The organism is Caulobacter sp. 1776, from assembly GCF_040545685.1.
Taxonomy (GTDB): Bacteria; Pseudomonadota; Alphaproteobacteria; order Caulobacterales; family Caulobacteraceae; genus Caulobacter.
The window spans coordinates 263,174-278,741 of sequence record NZ_JBEPMI010000004.1; the positions used below are offsets into that span (position 1 = coordinate 263,174).

Annotated in this window: 13 protein-coding genes; 3 read left to right on the plus strand and 10 right to left on the minus strand. The window is 67.7% G+C overall.

The genetic code is table 11. The features are described 5' to 3' along the window. Positions 1–70: 70 nt before the first annotated feature. From ABIC66_RS12525 to ABIC66_RS12535, 3 genes are all read right to left on the minus strand, one after another. Positions 71–268, minus strand: a complete 198-nt coding sequence (locus ABIC66_RS12525) for a hypothetical protein (protein WP_354070610.1) — start codon at positions 266–268, stop codon at positions 71–73. Between the two features lie 140 nt (positions 269–408). Beyond that, entirely contained in the window at positions 409–1,119 is a 711-nt protein-coding gene (locus tag ABIC66_RS12530; protein WP_354070611.1) for an RlmE family RNA methyltransferase, read from the minus strand. Further along, positions 1,116–2,222, minus strand: a complete 1,107-nt coding sequence (locus ABIC66_RS12535; protein ID WP_354070612.1) for a Ppx/GppA phosphatase family protein — start codon at positions 2,220–2,222, stop codon at positions 1,116–1,118. The genes ABIC66_RS12530 and ABIC66_RS12535 overlap by 4 nt, the downstream gene beginning before the upstream one ends. A 163-nt stretch (positions 2,223–2,385) precedes the next feature. On the opposite strand from ABIC66_RS12535, the gene hspQ reads away from it, so the two are divergent. Next, complete coding sequence (gene hspQ, locus ABIC66_RS12540; protein ID WP_354070613.1) at positions 2,386–2,715, plus strand: heat shock protein HspQ; 330 nt, start codon at positions 2,386–2,388, stop codon at positions 2,713–2,715. A gap of 81 nt (positions 2,716–2,796) precedes the next feature. Beyond that, entirely contained in the window at positions 2,797–3,681 is an 885-nt protein-coding gene (gene phhA / locus ABIC66_RS12545; protein ID WP_354070614.1) for a phenylalanine 4-monooxygenase, read from the plus strand. Here the strand turns inward: phhA and ABIC66_RS12550 are convergent. Beyond that, positions 3,636–4,853: an acyltransferase family protein gene (locus ABIC66_RS12550; RefSeq protein WP_354070615.1), complete on the minus strand. Its 1,218-nt coding sequence runs from the start codon at positions 4,851–4,853 to the stop codon at positions 3,636–3,638. The genes phhA and ABIC66_RS12550 overlap by 46 nt on opposite strands. Positions 4,854–4,967: 114 nt before the next feature. Between ABIC66_RS12550 and ABIC66_RS12555 the strand changes: the two genes are divergently transcribed. After that, on the plus strand, positions 4,968–5,789 hold the full coding sequence (locus ABIC66_RS12555) for a LytTR family DNA-binding domain-containing protein (protein WP_354070616.1): 822 nt from the start codon (positions 4,968–4,970) through the stop codon (positions 5,787–5,789). On the opposite strand, the gene ABIC66_RS12560 is transcribed toward ABIC66_RS12555, so the two are convergent. The 6 genes from ABIC66_RS12560 to ABIC66_RS12585 all read right to left on the minus strand — a co-directional run bounded on the left by ABIC66_RS12560 (position 5,786) and on the right by ABIC66_RS12585 (position 15,544). Next, a complete protein-coding gene (locus ABIC66_RS12560; RefSeq protein ID WP_354070617.1) occupies positions 5,786–6,280 on the minus strand; it encodes a GNAT family N-acetyltransferase in 495 nt (164 codons plus the stop codon). The two genes, ABIC66_RS12555 and ABIC66_RS12560, sit on opposite strands and share 4 nt — an antisense overlap. Then, positions 6,277–7,617, minus strand: coding sequence for an N-succinylarginine dihydrolase (astB, locus tag ABIC66_RS12565; protein WP_354070618.1), 1,341 nt, complete (start codon positions 7,615–7,617; stop codon positions 6,277–6,279). Before astB ends, ABIC66_RS12560 begins: the two co-directional genes overlap by 4 nt. Then, positions 7,614–9,068: a succinylglutamate-semialdehyde dehydrogenase gene (gene astD / locus ABIC66_RS12570; RefSeq protein ID WP_354070619.1), complete on the minus strand. Its 1,455-nt coding sequence runs from the start codon at positions 9,066–9,068 to the stop codon at positions 7,614–7,616. Before astD ends, astB begins: the two co-directional genes overlap by 4 nt. Further along, complete coding sequence (locus ABIC66_RS12575) at positions 9,065–10,069, minus strand: arginine N-succinyltransferase (protein ID WP_354070620.1); 1,005 nt, start codon at positions 10,067–10,069, stop codon at positions 9,065–9,067. The genes astD and ABIC66_RS12575 overlap by 4 nt, the downstream gene beginning before the upstream one ends. After that, positions 10,069–11,313 (minus strand): hydrolase, encoded by a 1,245-nt coding sequence (locus ABIC66_RS12580; protein WP_354070621.1) that lies wholly within the window; start codon positions 11,311–11,313, stop codon positions 10,069–10,071. The genes ABIC66_RS12575 and ABIC66_RS12580 overlap by 1 nt, the downstream gene beginning before the upstream one ends. A 100-nt stretch (positions 11,314–11,413) precedes the next feature. Continuing rightward, the gene (locus tag ABIC66_RS12585; protein ID WP_354070844.1) at positions 11,414–15,544 is read right to left on the minus strand and encodes a translocation/assembly module TamB domain-containing protein; all 4,131 of its coding nucleotides are present in this window, start codon (positions 15,542–15,544) and stop codon (positions 11,414–11,416) included. Positions 15,545–15,568 lie beyond the last annotated feature (24 nt).

Genomic DNA, 15,568 nt, shown 5'->3' on the forward strand with positions numbered 1-15,568 from the left:
CGCGCAGGTCGGAAATGGAGAGGAATCTTTCCGATGGAAGACGGCGGCGTCCGCGACGCCGCCGAACAGTCTAGACCGGCTTGGCGCCCGGTGCGCCGCACTTGGCGAACTTGCCCTTGGCGTCCTTGCACTTGGTCGGCTTGGCCGGCGCGGCGGCCGGACACTTGGTGAACTTACCCTTGGCGTCCTTGCAGGGGGCGGCGGAGGCGACGCTCGCGCCGGACAGGGCGATGGCAAAGGCGACAGCGATGCTCAGGGACTTCGACATGGGTAAGCCTCTCGAATGGCGCGATGTGCGCACGCCGCAGGCTCGCGCCACTCCAGGCCGATCCGCAAGAGACTGAAATGTAAATTTCCGTGATTTATCAATAACCTAAAGACGAAATAGAGATTTCTACACGTTTTCCGTCAGCGCCCCTTGAACCCCGTCGCGACCAGGAAGACCTCCGAACTGTCCGCACGGCTGGCCTTGGGCTTGAAGTGCTGGACCTTGTCGAAGTGGCGCTTCAGACGGCCGATGATTTCCGCCGTCTCGCCGCCTTGGAAGGCCTTGGCGACGAACGCGCCGCCCGGCTTCAGGACATCGATGGCGAACTCGGCGCCGATCTCGATCAGACCGACGATACGCAGGTGGTCGGTTTCTCGATGGCCGACGGTGTTCGGCGCCATGTCCGACATGACGAGGTCGGGCTCGCCGCCCAGCAGTTCGAGCAACTTGGCCGGCGCGTCATCCGCGGTGAAGTCCATCTCGAGCAGGTGAGCCGGGGCCACGGGATCGACCGGCAGAAGATCGATCCCCACGAGGTCGGTGACCCCGCGCTCGACGGCGATCTGCAGCCAGCCGCCCGGCGCGCAGCCCAGGTCGATGACCTTCGCGCCCTTCTTGAAGAAACGGAACTTGTCGTCGATCTCGCTGATCTTGAAAGCCGCGCGGCTGCGATAGCCCAGGGCGCGGGCCTTGGCCGAGAACGGGTCGTTGATCTGCCGTTCCAGCCAGGCCTGCTGGCTGGGCGTGCGGCCGTAGGCGGTCTTCAGGCGCGCGGGCTTGGCGCGACCGCCCTCGTTGCCCCCGGCCGGCGGCTTGACCATGCGCTTGCGGGGCGGTTCTTCATCGCTCATGCGGCTTCCGGCTTCTTCGAGGCGCCGCCGCGACGACGCCGGCGCGGGCGTCGCTGCTGATCGGACATCAGGGACATCAGGAGCCCTTCTCTAAGCCCTCGGTCGGCGACACGCACGCGCGAACATGGCCACAGCTCCTGGACCGCCTGCAGGATCGCCGCGCCGGCCAGGACCAGATCGGCCCGGTCCGCGCCGATGCACGGTTCCTGGGCCCGCTCGACGGCGGTCAGGCTCAATAGGCGTTCGGACGCGGCGTCGCAGTCGGTCCGGTCCATCCAGAGGCCATCGACGACGTTGCGGTCGTAGCGCGGCAAGCCCAGGTGCAACCCCGCAAGACTGGTGATCGCACCCGAGGTGCCGACCAGATGGGCCCTGCCCTCGGCGAAGATCTGGCGCATCGGCTCGGCGTGCGGAAAGGCCTCGATCCGCGCCTTGACATCGTCGACCATGGACCGGAACCAGTTCTCGTCGGCCCGCTCGCCCTCCGGAAAGCGCTCCGCCAAGGTGACCACGCCGACGGGGATCGACAGCCACGCCTTGATCGGCAGCTTCCAGGCGGCGAACTGGCGCGGCTTGGCGTCGAGACCGCCCCCTTTCAGATCCACCCAGGACAACTCCGTTGAGCCACCGCCGACATCGACCACCAACGCCGCGTCCTGCTCCCGGTCGAACAGGCTCATGCAACCGGCGACGGAGAGCTGGGCCTCCTCGCGCGGGCTGATGATCTGCAGCTTGAGGCCGGTCTCCTCGTGAACCCGGCGCACGAAGTCGGGACCATTGGTCGCGCCCCGGCAAGCCTGGGTGGCCACGGCCTTGACCCGCACCACCTTGCGGCGGCGGATCTTCTCGGCGCAGACCTTTAGGGCCGCCAGCGAGCGGTCCATGGCCGCCTCGGACAGCTGGCCGCTTTGCGACAAGCCCTCTCCCAGGCGCACGATGCGGGAATAGGCCTCGACGACGCGGAATCCGCGCGGCGAGGGCGTCGCCACCAACAGGCGGCAATTGTTGGTCCCCAGGTCGAGCGCCGCATAACACGTCGACTCTTCCGGAGACCGCCGGCGCCGTCCTTGCGGGGCGCCGGGCGCGCGCGGCGCGTCCGACATGGTCTCTACTACCTGTCTCGCAGGCTTCGCGAACGGTTGCGACGCCTCACTTCGAGTCGACCATAGCATGTCGCTCGCCCGTCGGAAGGCGCCCGCTTGTGTTCCGGGTTCGGAGCTCACGCCGTTCAGGTTTCAGTCAGGTGAGACTGCTATTCTTAACGCCATGGATTCGAGACTCGCCAAATTCGCGATCGGACAGGTCGTCAGGCACCGCATCTTCCCATTCCGGGGCGTGGTGTTCGACGTCGACCCCGTGTTCGCCAATACGGATGAATGGTGGGAGTCCATTCCCGAGGATATCCGGCCGAAGAAGGACCAGCCCTTCTATCACCTGCTGGCCGAGAACGACGACAACAGCTATGTCGCCTACGTGTCCGAGCAGAACCTGCTGCCCGACGACAGCGGCGAGCCCGTCGGTCACCCGCAAACGGCGGTGATCTTCGAGTCGTTCGATCACGGGCAATACAAGCTTCGCCCCCGGATCTCGCACTAACGGAAATCTCTCTCCGGCGATCCCCACTTTTAGGGCAAACTCCGAACAGCTTTTGCGATATTCGGGGCGTAGCGTTGTTCCATGAGCGGAGATGGCTTTAGCAATGGGCCGCCCCCGGGCGCCCGCCCCGATTGGACGATCGACCAGGGCTGGGAGAGCTACTCCCAGGCCGAGCACGACGTCTGGATCACCCTGTATGAGCGCCAGGCCGACATGCTGCACGGCCGCGCCTGCGACGAATTCCTGCGCGGCCTGGACGCGCTGGACCTCCACCGCACGGGCATACCCGACTTCAACCGCATCAACGAAGAACTCCAGCGCCTGACCGGGTGGAGCGTGGTCGCGGTGCCGGGCCTGGTGCCCGACGACGTCTTCTTCGATCACCTGGCCAATCGCCGCTTTCCGGCCGGCCAGTTCATCCGCAAGCCGGACCAGCTGGACTACCTGCAGGAACCAGACATCTTCCACGACGTGTTCGGCCACGTGCCGATGCTGACCGACCCGACCTTCGCCGACTACATGCAGGCCTATGGCCAGGGCGGTCAGAGGGCGCTGGGCCTGGGACGTTTGGCCAATCTGGCGCGGCTCTACTGGTACACGGTCGAGTTCGGCCTGATGAACACGCCCGCGGGCTTGCGCATCTACGGGGCCGGCATCGTCTCGTCGCGCGCGGAATCGGTCTTCGCGCTGGACGATCCCTCCCCCAACCGCATCGGTTTCGACCTGGAACGGGTCATGCGCACCCTTTATCGGATCGACGACTTCCAGCAGGTCTATTTCGTGATCGACTCGATTCAGACCTTGCAGCAGGTCACGCTACGCGACTTCAGCGCCCTCTACGCGCGCCTGGCCGGCGCCACGGACATCGGCGTCGCCGAGATCGCTCCCGGCGACGCCGTCATCACGCGAGGGACCCAGGCCTACGCGAAGGCCGGCGGCCGGCTGGCGACCGTCTCAGCCGGCTGACCTTTCAAGCCGAACAGGATTCGCACGCCCGGGATGCGCCGCACGATCTCGTAGGTCGCGAAGCAACCGGCGAAGGTGGCCACGACCAGGATCGCGCCCTCCAGCCCCTGCGGCAGACCCAGCTTGGCCAGGTGATGGGCCATGACCACGATCAGAGTCTGGTGGACCAGATAGAACGGAAACACGCCCAGGGTCAGGTAGCGTAGCGCCGGGCCGCCCTTGTTGGCCAGGTGCTTGGCCCCGAAGCCGAGGATGGCGATGATCGCGCACCAGGTGTCGGCGGCGAACACGAAGCGCATGACGAGCTTCAGTTGCGGCGCCGGAATGGGCGTGTCGTTGCGATAGGTCCAGACATAGGCCGACCAGGCCAGCCAGGCGGCGATGGCCACCGCCAGGGCCGGCCAACGCGCGGCGGTCAGACGGTCGCGCAGGGTTTCCGACTTGGCCAGGCCGAAGCCCAGCAGAAAAGCGCTGAACGAAACGGCGTGCACATAGTGGTCGCCGACCAGGGCGTGGGTTTCACCAAACTTGGCGTAGAGGGTGGCGCGCAGCATGCCCAGGAACAGCACCGGCCAAACGAACAGGCCGACGCCCTTCAGCAGCCACTCGGCGGCGGCCTGGATGTGCTGGCCGGCCTTTTTCCAGACCAGCAGCATGACGGCCAGGACCAGGGTGTAGAACAGCAGGTAGGCGACGAACCACATGTGGTTCCAGGTCGGGGTGACCAGGCACTCGCCATCCGGCCCGCACCAATGGCCGGAACCGGTAACGTAGCGGATCCAGAAGTTCTCGACGCCGGCGGGGGCGCCGGGGTGAGCCGCGATATATTCGACGACCTGATAGTAGGACTGCGGCGGCACGATCACGAACATGGCGAACAGCAGCGGCGGCAGCAGCCGCGCGATCCGGGCCACCGTGAGTTTTCCCACTGGGGTCTTGTCGGCCATGAACCGCGTCGCCGCGCCCGAGACCAGGAAGAGCAAGGTGAGGCGCCAGGGATTGGTCATCAGCATGAAGGGCATCAGGCCCTCCACGATGTGCGGGGTCTTCACATGCCATTCCCACGGCACGTAGAACATGCCGGTGTGGTAGAGGATCAGCAGGAAGAACGCGCCGACCCGAATCCAGTCGAGGTCATAGCGCCGATCGAGGGGTAAGGCGGTCGTGGTCATGAGAGGGCGTCCGGCTTGAAAAGCGATGCTGACGACGTGCCCCACGGCTCTGGCGGCGGCCAAGCGCCAGGGGATCAGCGGCCGCTGCCTGGGACGACCGGAAAAGCATCAGGGATGACCGGCCACCTTTTCGGGATGACCGGCGAAGAGCGTTTGTGGCTTGGTCGTGCGTGGCTCCTTGGAGCCTGCCTGATCGCCGCCATCGCGGTCGTCAACGTCCTGACGATTCAGCACGACGCGCCGAAGCTGGGCGTTATCGCGCCTTCGATTTGGGAGGGCAGCAGCGCGCTGATCACCCTGTGTATCTTCGTCCTTCCAGCCGCCATGGCCTTCTGGATGGTGCGTGGTCGGCCGCGTTGGTGGATCGCCGCGCCGGCTCATCTCGTCGCGGTGGTCGTCTATTCGGTCCTGCACGTCTCCGGCTTCGTGATCCTGCGCAAGATCGGCTACGTGATGTTCCTGCACGACCGTTACACGTTCGGGCCGTTGTCGACGGAGTTTCCGTACGAGTTTCGCAAGGACATGATGTCGTATGGCCTGGCCACGATCATCTACTGGCTGGCCCTGCGGCGCAGCGCCCAGAAACCGCCGGAGACCTACGCTCCCGCGCCGCCGGCCACCTTCGACATCCAGGATGGCGCGCGGCTGATCCGCGTACCGGTCGCCGACATCCTGGCCGTGCGATCCGCCGGCAACTACGTCGAGTTCGTCCTGGCCGAGGAGCGGCGGCCGTTGATGCGCTCGTCGCTGAGCGCGGTGTCAGAGCAGTTGAGCGCGCACGGCTTTGTCCGCAGCCACAAGTCCTGGTTGGTCAACAAGGCCCGCGTCACCGGGCTGAAGCCGGAAGGCTCGGGCGACTACGCCGTGGAGCTGGGCGATCTCGAAGTACCGCTGTCCCGGCGCTTTCCCGAGGCGCTCAAGGCCCTGCGGGACTAGAGCAGCAGCCCCATCAGGATGTCGTCCTCGAAGCGGCCGTCGGCCAGCCGGCCCCGCGCGACCTGGCGACCCTCGTGCTGGAAGCCCAGCCGCTCGTACAGCCGGACCGCGCCGGGATTGCCCGCGCCCGCCGCCAACTCGATGCGCAGGATCGGCGGCTCCGCGCCACGCGCCCAGGCGATTAGCGCCTCGAACAGCGTCGAGCCGATCCCCTGCCCCTGGCGCTCCGGGTGAACGGCCACGGTCAGGCCGCCCAGCACATGGGCGAAGATCGCCGGGCTCTCGCGCCTGGCGTGGATCTCGCCGCAGACAAAGCCATCGGATTCGACCGCGACCAGGCAGATATCGGCGGCGATCGCGCCGTCCGCATAGGCGGGCGTGACCTCCTCGGGCGCGCGGGCCAAGGCGCCGGGTGTGACGGCGGCGGCGCGGTGCAGGGCGACAATAGCGTCGCGATCGGCCGAAGCGGCGGGTCGGATAGTGAAGCTCATGCATCCCTCTGGAACGGATAGAAGTCGCCGCCGAGGTCGAGGATCTGGCTCAGCTCGTCCAGCGCCTCGCGGCTCTCGATCAACAGCAGAGGGTCGGCCAGATCGGCGGGCGCCAAGCGATCGCGATAGCGTCGCGTGACCCAGTCCGCGAGCAGGGTATGCAACCCGGGCAGGAAGCGTTGGGCCGGGTTGGCGACCGCCAGCTCCTCCTCGGTCAGCACCACCCGCAGGCGCAGGCAGGCCGGACCGCCGCCGTTGCGCATGCTCTGACGCACATCGACATATTCGACTCGGCCGATCGGACCGTTGGCGCCTGCCAAGCCTTCGGCCACGGCATGAGCGCGCGGGTTGTCGCGCGTCTCCGCCGGGGCCAGCAGCACCAGGCGGTCCTCGCCAGGGACGACCAGCAGTTGCGAATTGAACAAATAACTGGCCACCAGATCGGCCATCGGCAGGTCGGCTTCCGAAACCTCGACAAACATCGGCTCGAACAGGCCCTTGGCGGCGGTCCGAACGTGGCGCTCCATCCGGGCGTGGTCCTCGAAGGCGCGCTCGTGAAAGAGCAGGCACTCCCGTGTGCCAACGCAGACGACGTCGTTGTGGAACGCCCCGCCCTCGATCGCCGCCTTGGCCTGTTGCGGAAAGACCGCCCGCGCCGCGCCGTGGCGGCGCTGGATCGCCTCGAACGCCTCGCGGGTCTGGCGAGCCGGGAACTTGCCATCCCAGTGGCCCCAGGCTTCGCGGCCCCAGACGAACAGATTGACGCCCGGCGCGCCATGTTCGGCGCAGAGCCGCACGTGGTTAGCCGCGCCCTCGTCGGCGAAGTGCGGCTGGGCCGGCAGCGGATCATGCACAGCGAAACGGGTCTCGTCCGGGAACAAACGGCGCAGCGCTCGCGTGGTCTGAGGGCCTTCCAGGCTGCGATGCAGATTGGTCAGCAGGTTGGCCGCGGTGAAATGAACGCGGCCATCGGCCGTGTCGGCGCTGGGGGTGACGGTCGCGGCGTTGGCGGCCCACATCGGCGAGGCCGAACAGGCGGCGGCGGCCAAGACCGGCGCGTCCTTCCAGGCCTGTTCGATCACCGTCTCGTCGGATCCGGAGAAACCGAGCGACTTCAAAAGACTTACAGCCGGACGCTCGTGCGGTGGCAGCACGAACTGTGGCACGCCCAGATCCGACAGCCGCCGCATCTTCGACAACCCTTCGAGCGCCGCGCCGCGTGGGTTCGAGACCTCGCCGGCGTTCCGGGTGCTGGCCAGGTTGCCTGGCGAGAGACCGACGTAGGAATGGGTCGGGCCAACTAGGCCGTCGCAATTGGCCTCGAACGCCGAGCTCATGCCCGCAGCCCCTTGATATCCTTGAGCGTGTCGGTCACGGCCTCGGCTTCGAAACTGGCGACCGGATAGGCGCAGTAGTCAGCGGCGTAGTAGGCGCTGGGTCGGTGGTTGCCGGACGCTCCGAGGCCGCCGAAGGGCATTGAGCCCGCCGCGCCGGTGGTTGGTCGGTTCCAGTTCACGACCCCGGCGCGGATGCGGTTCACGAACTGATCCCAGCGCTGCGACTCGTCGGAAATCAATCCCGCCGACAGACCGTAACGCGTCGCGTTGGCGGCCTTCAGGGCGTCGTCGAAACTGGCCACGCGGCGCACCTGCAACCAGGGGGCGAACAATTCCTCGTCGGGCGTGTCGACACCGGTGACGTCCACGAGTCCCGGGGTGACGAAGGCTTCGCCCAGTCCTTCGACCGGCCCCAACGAGCGGATGCGTTCTCCGCCCATGGTCGTGGCGACCGCTCGGGCGGCGTCGGCGGCGCGGGCCGAGATCAGCGGCCCCATGAAGACCTCGCCCTGCCCGTTCCAAGGCCCGATCGGGAGCCGGTCGGCCAGAGCCGCGGTCGCCTCGATGACGGCGCGACCCGAAGCATCGTCCGGCACGAGCAGCCGACGCGCGCACGAGCAGCGCTGACCGGTGGTGATGAAGGCCGACTGCACGACCAAAGCCGCGACCGCCTCGGCGTCCTTCGCGTCCCACACCACCAGCGGATTGTTGCCGCCCAGCTCAAGAGCCAGGATCACGTCCGGCCGGTCGGCGAAGTGGCGCCGGAAGAAGGTCCCGGCCGCGGCCGAGCCGGTGAACAGCAGGCCGTCGATCTCCTGGTTGATCAGCGCCTGGCCGACTTCGCGGCCGCCCTGGATCAAGTTGATGACGCCGGCCGGAACGCCGGCCGCCTCCAGCGCCTCGACCATCAGCTGGCCAGCCAAAGGTGTTTCTTCGGATGGCTTGAACACGACGGTGTCGCCCGCCAGCAGGGCCGGGACGATGTGGCCGTTGGGCAGGTGGCCCGGGAAGTTGAACGGTCCCAGCACCGCCATGACGCCGTGGGCCCGATGGCGCAGCACGGCCCGCCCGAACGGCATGATGGTCTCGGTGACGCCGGTCCGCTCGTCATAGGCCTTGATCGACAGGTCGACCTTGCCGGCCATCGAACCCAGCTCGGCCTTGGTCTCCCACAGCGCCTTGCCGGTCTCGCGGCTCAGGGCCTCGGCGAAGGCGGAGGCGCGCTCGACCAGAACCTCCTTGTAGCGGCGCAGGATGGCGATGCGTTCGTCACGCGGGCGGTCGGCCCAGGCCGGGAAGGCTCTGCGCGCGGCCTCGACGGCCTCGGCCACATCAGCTTCGCTGGCCGTCGCCTCGCGCCAGACGACCTCGCCGCTCGCCGGATCGGTCGAGACCAGTTCCACGCCCCGGCCGGAACGCCACTTGCCATCGATATAGAGAGCGCCGCTCATACCTTCACCCGTACCATTTCGCCTTCCGAGACCCGCAACGCCTCGGCCGCCTCGCGACTCAGGATCGCCGTGTCGCCGTCGATCAGCACCGGAGCGCGCACGGCCCGGAACGCGCCGATCGCTCCCGTGGAAATCAGCGCTTCTTCTCCGAACGCGTCCTCGCCCACCTTCAGGCGCAGGCGGCGGGCCTCGCGAACGGTCTTGATATCGTCACGACGCGCCGCGACCGTCGGGCCGGCGTCGAAAATGTCGATCAGACCCTCATACCGGAAGCCTTCCGCCTCCAGCATGGCGCGCGCGGCCTCGCCTTCGCGATGAACCCGGCCCAGGACTTCGCGCGCCTCCCTGGGCAGCAGTTCGGCATAGATCGGATGGCGCGGCGCCAGGTCCAGGATGAACTGGCCGTCGGTCGAGGCGCTCATCATGTCGGCCTCGTCGAACTCCAGCCGGAAGAACTTGCTGGCCACGTGGTCCCAGAACGGACAGCCGCCGTCCTCGTCGAACCAGCCGCGCAGCTCGGCCAGCACCATCTCGGCGAACCGCTGCGGCTCCAGGCCGATCAGCATGTAGCGCGACTGGGCCAATAGACGCCCAGCCCCGCCCTTGCGACGCTCGGGACGCAGGAACAGCGAGCCGACTTCCGACCAGCCGGCGCACTCGTTGACCAGAACCAGGGCCCGGTGGTCGAACCGCTTTTCCAAGGTCGGAGAGGACTGAGCCAGGGTTACGACCCGGAACGAGAAGTGCGGCCGCTTCAACCCCACCCCCGCCTTGACGCCCGCCACGCCGATCACGTCGCCGGCGTCCAGGTCTTCCAGCATCAGTGTGTACCAAGCCTCCGGCGCGGCGACGCCCGCCTGGAAACTGGCTTCGGAAAGCGCCAGGCGCGCGCGCAAGGTCGGCTCGTCTTCAGGCAGGCTGGTGAAACCTCGCCCGGAGAGGACGGCGAGCTCCATCAAGGCGTCGAAATCGGCGGAACCGGCGGGACGGACAACAAGCATTAGACAGTTCCCATGGCCGCGCGGATCGCTCTGGCATCGATCTCTCCGCTGGCCAGTTTCATCAGGATCAGGGCCGAGAGCTGAGCGCGCTCGACGAAGCTTTCGGGCCAGGCGTGCTCGGCCTCGCTGTGGATGTCGCCGCCGCGCACGCCCAGGGTGTCGACGTTCGGAAGGCCCGACGCGAACAGGTTGTTGCCTTCACAGACCCCGCCGGAGGGCTTCCAGGCTATGTCCTGGCCGAGCAGAGCGCCGACATCCTTCACCGCGCCAAACAGCTGCTGCTGGGCGACGTTGAACGGCTTGGCGCCGCGGGTGATCAGGCCATGCGGGTGAGCGTGCAGGTCGTCGCCAATTTCCGAGACGATTCGCGCGACCTGCGCCTCCAACCAGGCGACGGCCTCGGCTTCGGGGAAGCGGACATTGAAGCGGACCACCGCAACGTCCGGCACCATGTTCAGCGGCGCGCCGCCGTCGATGCGGGCGACATTGACCGTGACCCCGTCGCGCCGGCCGTTCAGGTCATGAAGCTTCTCGGCCACCCGCGCGGCGCCGATCACGGCGTTGCGGCCGGTGGCGAAGTCCCGCCCAGCGTGCGCCGCGCGGCCGTGGACGACGATGTGGAAGTTGCCGGAACCCTTGCGCGCCGAGGCCAAGGCGCCGTCGGCCAGAGCCGGCTCATAGGTGAGGCCGACATGGCCCTGCCGCGCGAACTCCGCCAGCACCGGGCCGGACGCGATCGAGCCGATCTCCTCATCCGGCGACAATAGCACGCGATAGCCGACGTTCGCCGCATCGGGGTGGCGCTCGAACGCCTCCAGCGCCGCCAGCATCACCGAGATTCCACCCTTCATGTCGGCGATGCCGGGCCCATGCAGAGCCCCATCGGGGCGGGTCCGGACAACCTGGAACGGGCTCGTTTCGGGATAGACGGTGTCGTAGTGACCGGTCAGCACGACCTGGACCGGCGCCTCTGGGCGCACGATCACGGCCAGGGATGGCGGGTGATGGAACTCGCTTTCGCGCCCTTCGGCGGTGATCTCGCGCGACGGCGACAACGGGATCTCGATCGGCGCGGCGGGCAGGCGTGCGGCGGCGTCGAGCAAAATCTGCCTCTGGCGCTCCAGACCGGCTGGGTGCCGGCTTCCGGAGTTCACGGCGCACCAGTCCACGGCGCGATCGACGATCAGGCCGCCGTCGCGCGCGACGTGATCCAGAACCACGCGATCTTCTGACTTGAGACGCATCTAGGCCGGTCCTCCCTCAGTCACGATAACCAAGGGCCGCGGGTAAATCGTGCTCACCTCAAGCGAGGTAACCGGGCGCCCGCGCAACAGCCTTGCGTCTTTAGTAGTCTTTTCTCCAGCGAACGGAAAGCTTCGCGTCGTTCTGACCGCCGATCCGCGAGACCAGCGACAAAGTCCGGCGAATCCGCCACTCGACCTGGGCGGCTGGGCCTTCACGACCGCCGCCGATGATCTCCACATAGACGTCGTCGGTCACGTACTTGCCGCCCGACACCGTCATGCCCGTGGCGCTCTCGGCGAAGGCAAGGCGATCCAGCCGCGCCAAGCTCCTGAGATTGCCGATCACGTCGAAGCCGCCGCCGCCGGCCATAGAGGCCAGGGCCGAGGCCAGCTGGGCGGCCTCGATCGGCGAAAGCTGAGCCGCCGAGGAGCCGAACAGCACCTGGCTCAGTACCTCGTCGCTGGGCAGCTCGGGCTTGGAGGTCAGGGTAATCTCAGGCTTGGCGGCCGTGCCCTGGATCCTGACCACGGCCGTCAACGAGGCATCCTGGCGGGAGGCCGACAGGTTCAAGCGGATGCGGTCAAGCTGGGTCGACAGATAGACGACGCCGTCGTCGTCGAACTCGAACCGCTTGCCGGCGAAGTCGTATTCACCGCGCACCACGCGGGCGACGCCGCTCAGTTGCGGGGCCAGCGAGGTGCCGCCGACATGGGCGTCCAGCGACAGCTCGACGTCCAGCCCTCGGCCGCGCACGAACACCCGACGCGCGGCCTTCAGATCGAGGTCCAGGATCATCCCGCCGGTGGTCGGGCGGCGCTGCAGGCCCTGGTCCAGGTCCTGCGGGCGGTTGCGCTCGATCACGTCCATGGCCACGACGCCGACCGGCGTCTTGCTCTGGGCCGAGACGTCGGCCCGATCGATGGTCACCGCGCCGGTCAGCTTGATCTTGCCATCGGCGGAGCGGTTGATGCTGGTCTGACCGGTGGCGACGGCCGAGGCCAGGTCGTTGTCGATCAGACGGAAACTCTTCAGGTCCAGCTTGAAGCTGCCGATCCCGTCGCGGGCCAGGCTGATCCGGCCGGCGCCCGAAATCGTGCCGCCCTGCCCGTCCTCGCCGATGGCCTGACTGACGTCGATGGCGTTGTCGGCTAGAGCCGAGCGCAAGGTGACATTCTTCAGACGCAGACCCGTCTGGCCATCCTCGAAACCGCCATTGTCCAAGGTCGCCGAACCAATCAGCCGCGGATCGGCCAGGGTGCCGCCCAGACTGGCTTGCAGGTTGATCCGACCCGACAACGAGCGATCCGCCCCCATCAGCAGGTTCCACAGCGGCTTGATCTCGCCCTGGGCCGAGAAGCGCCCCTGCACGCCGCGCTTTTTGTCGACCGCCAGGCGCAGCGGCCTGGCCGAGGCTTCGACCGGCAGCACAAGGTTGGCCTCGGCCTTGAGACCCTGGCTGTTGTCGCCGTCGGCGACGATGGTCAGGCGATTGTCGTTCAGGTCACCGTGGACCTTCGCGTTCAGGGACTGCTCGATCTTCGCGCCGCGTTCGCGAGCCTTCGACAGGCGCATGTCGAAATCACCGGTCAGCCTCTCGCCTTCGCCCCGCAAATTGAAAGCGCCGTCGATGTCGCCCTCCAGGTCAGGATTGAAGGCCGTGATCGCCACATCCGCCAGCTCGGCCTTCAGCATGGCCGCGGCCCCGCCGATATCGGCGTCGATGTCGGCGCGGCCCTTGTCGATCGCCAGCCGCAGCCGAGCCTGGGTTGGGCCGTCACCAAACCGGATCTTAGCGGCCTCACGGGTTTTGACCTCAGTGCGACCCAGGCGGCCGGCCGCGTTCAGCGTCAGGTCGTAGATCTTGCCCATCTGGGCCAACTCGCCGGCGCCGCCGAGGCGCCAGCGCCCGCCAGGCGCCTCGCCCCGCGCGTCGATCGACAGCGGCAGACGCGACAACGGGCCGTCGGCCTTGATCTTTGCCGAATGCACCTTCCAGGCTCCGCTGGCGACGTCCTCGGCGGTCAGATCCAGCGTTGCGCTCGCCGAACCGCCGCCGGGCGCGTCGACCAGCTTGGCCGTCCCCTTGACCTGCCCCTGGGGCAGAAAGGCGCCGGGACCGACGGCCAGCGTCAGGTCGGCGGTGGCCGGCAGGCCGTCGCGCAGGCTCATCGCGCCCTTGGCCTTGGCCCCGCCGGCGTCGACGTCCAGCTCGCTGAGCTCAATCCCGCCTGGCGAGAAACGGAAGGCCGTTCGGCCAAGCGCCGGGCCATAGGCGCTGTCGGCCCGCAGCGCCGCCGCACCGTCGGTGGCGTTGGGGGCGCGGGCGAAGGTCAGGGTCAAATGCGCCTTGGTCAGGGGCAACCTAGGCAGATCGATGGAGTCGAAGTCGGCGTTCAGCTCGGCCTTCGGCGCGGCCAGCGTCCCGCCGACATGTCCGTCGCCCGCCGCCTTGCCTGCGATCACCACCGGGCCCGCGCTGAACGGACCCGAGGCGGACCAGTCCAGCTTGAAGTCAAGGTTCAAGCCCTGGGCGACGGTCATCTTGCCCGCGGTCTTGAGGTTAGCGGCGGTTCCTTCCAGCCTGGCGTCGGCGATCGCCAGAACCCCGTCGTTCCAACTGCCCTTGCCATTCAGGCGTGGCGTCGCGCCCAGCAGGCGGTCGATCTCGGCATAGCCGGTGGCGAAGCCCGCCGCACGGCTATCGACGGTGAAGTTCCACGGCTTTCCCGCGAAGCTGGACGCGGTCCACTTGGCTGTCACCGAACCTTTCGCGCCGGGACGAACAGGTCCCAGACTGGCCACCTTCATCTCACCGTCGAACGACAGCCCGCCGAGCACGCCGCGTTCACCCTTGCCGGTGACGATCAGGTTCGGCGCGTCGATGCGGGCCGATTTGATCAGAAAGCGACCGCCCCTGATCCGCGCGCCTTCGAAGGTCGCCTTGGGGCTGGACCCGAGTACGGCTAATAGGCCCGTCCCGCCGCCGCCCGAGCCAGCCGCCTGGGCCTTGATCTCCAATTCGCCCTTGGCCCAGCGCACCTTGGCCGGGCCCTTGGCGCGCTTGAGCCGATAGCCCAGAAGCTCCAGATCGGCGACGTCGACATCGCCCTCGACGGAGAAACCGCCCTCCTCCAGCCGGAAGACGCCATCGGCCAGACCTCGGCCCATCTGCGGGATGGTGACGATCCGCTTCAGAGCGCCGACCTGGGCGCTGAAGGCGATGCCGTCCGGACCGGTCCGCTTCTTGGCGAGATCCGCCAGGCCATGGCCGTGCAGCGTCATGTTCTGGGCGATGACCGCCAGGTTCAGGTCGGACAGACCGTCCTTGGTCGCCTTCCTGCCCTCGAGGGTGAAGTCGGCCTGAGGCCCAAACATGTGGGCCAAACGCTGGGTCAGGGTCGAGGCCTCGAGATCCAGCCGCCCATGCGCCGCCCCCCCGTCCGGCGTCCAGGCCCCCTCCGCACGCAGCGGGATCGTATCGCCGGTTCGCGCCACGACGTTGAACGCGGCTCGGCTGGTCGTGCCGTCCGCCTTGGCCTTGAGATCGAACGGGCGCTCGGGAGATAGGCCCAGCGCGCCGGCGATCGCGCCGCCGTTCGCCTCGGTGGCGTCGGCCTTCAGGTGAAGGCTCTGGGAGCGGCCCAGGTCAAAGTCGAAGGTCAGGTGATCGCCGAGATGCAGGCGCGAGGCCACAGCCACCTTGCCCTTCTGGCCGCCCTGCCGGGCCATCTCATAGTCGCCGTTGACGTCGAAATCGCCGTCCTTGCCGCTGAACGCCGGTCGCGTGACCAAGCGGAAGGCGAAGGCGTCGAGGTCGACCGAAACCGGCGCCGCGCTGGATTTCGGCCCCTTCGGCGCCATCGTGGGTCGGCGCAGCACCATGACGTCGCGGGCGTCGACCCGCTCGGCATGGAACCGGCGGCCGAACAGCTCGGTGGGTCGCCAGGCGACGCGGACGTCATGCGCCTCGAGCCAGACGCCTTTCTCATCCGAGATGGTCAGGCGACGGACGCCGAAGTCCTTCCAAATATCGCCCGACAGGCCCTCGATATGCAGCTTGCCGATGCGGCCCAGCTTCAAGCCCGAGGCGCGGGCTTCCAGGAACATGCGGCCTTGTGGGGTGATGGGCGCGTAGCGCAGGCCGCCGGCCATCACGATCAGGATCGCCGCCAGGATCCCCGCCGCGATCAGCAGCACGCCGCCCCAGCCGATCTTCTTCGCGGCTTTCACGGCGGTCTCACCTGCCGCTTCGGC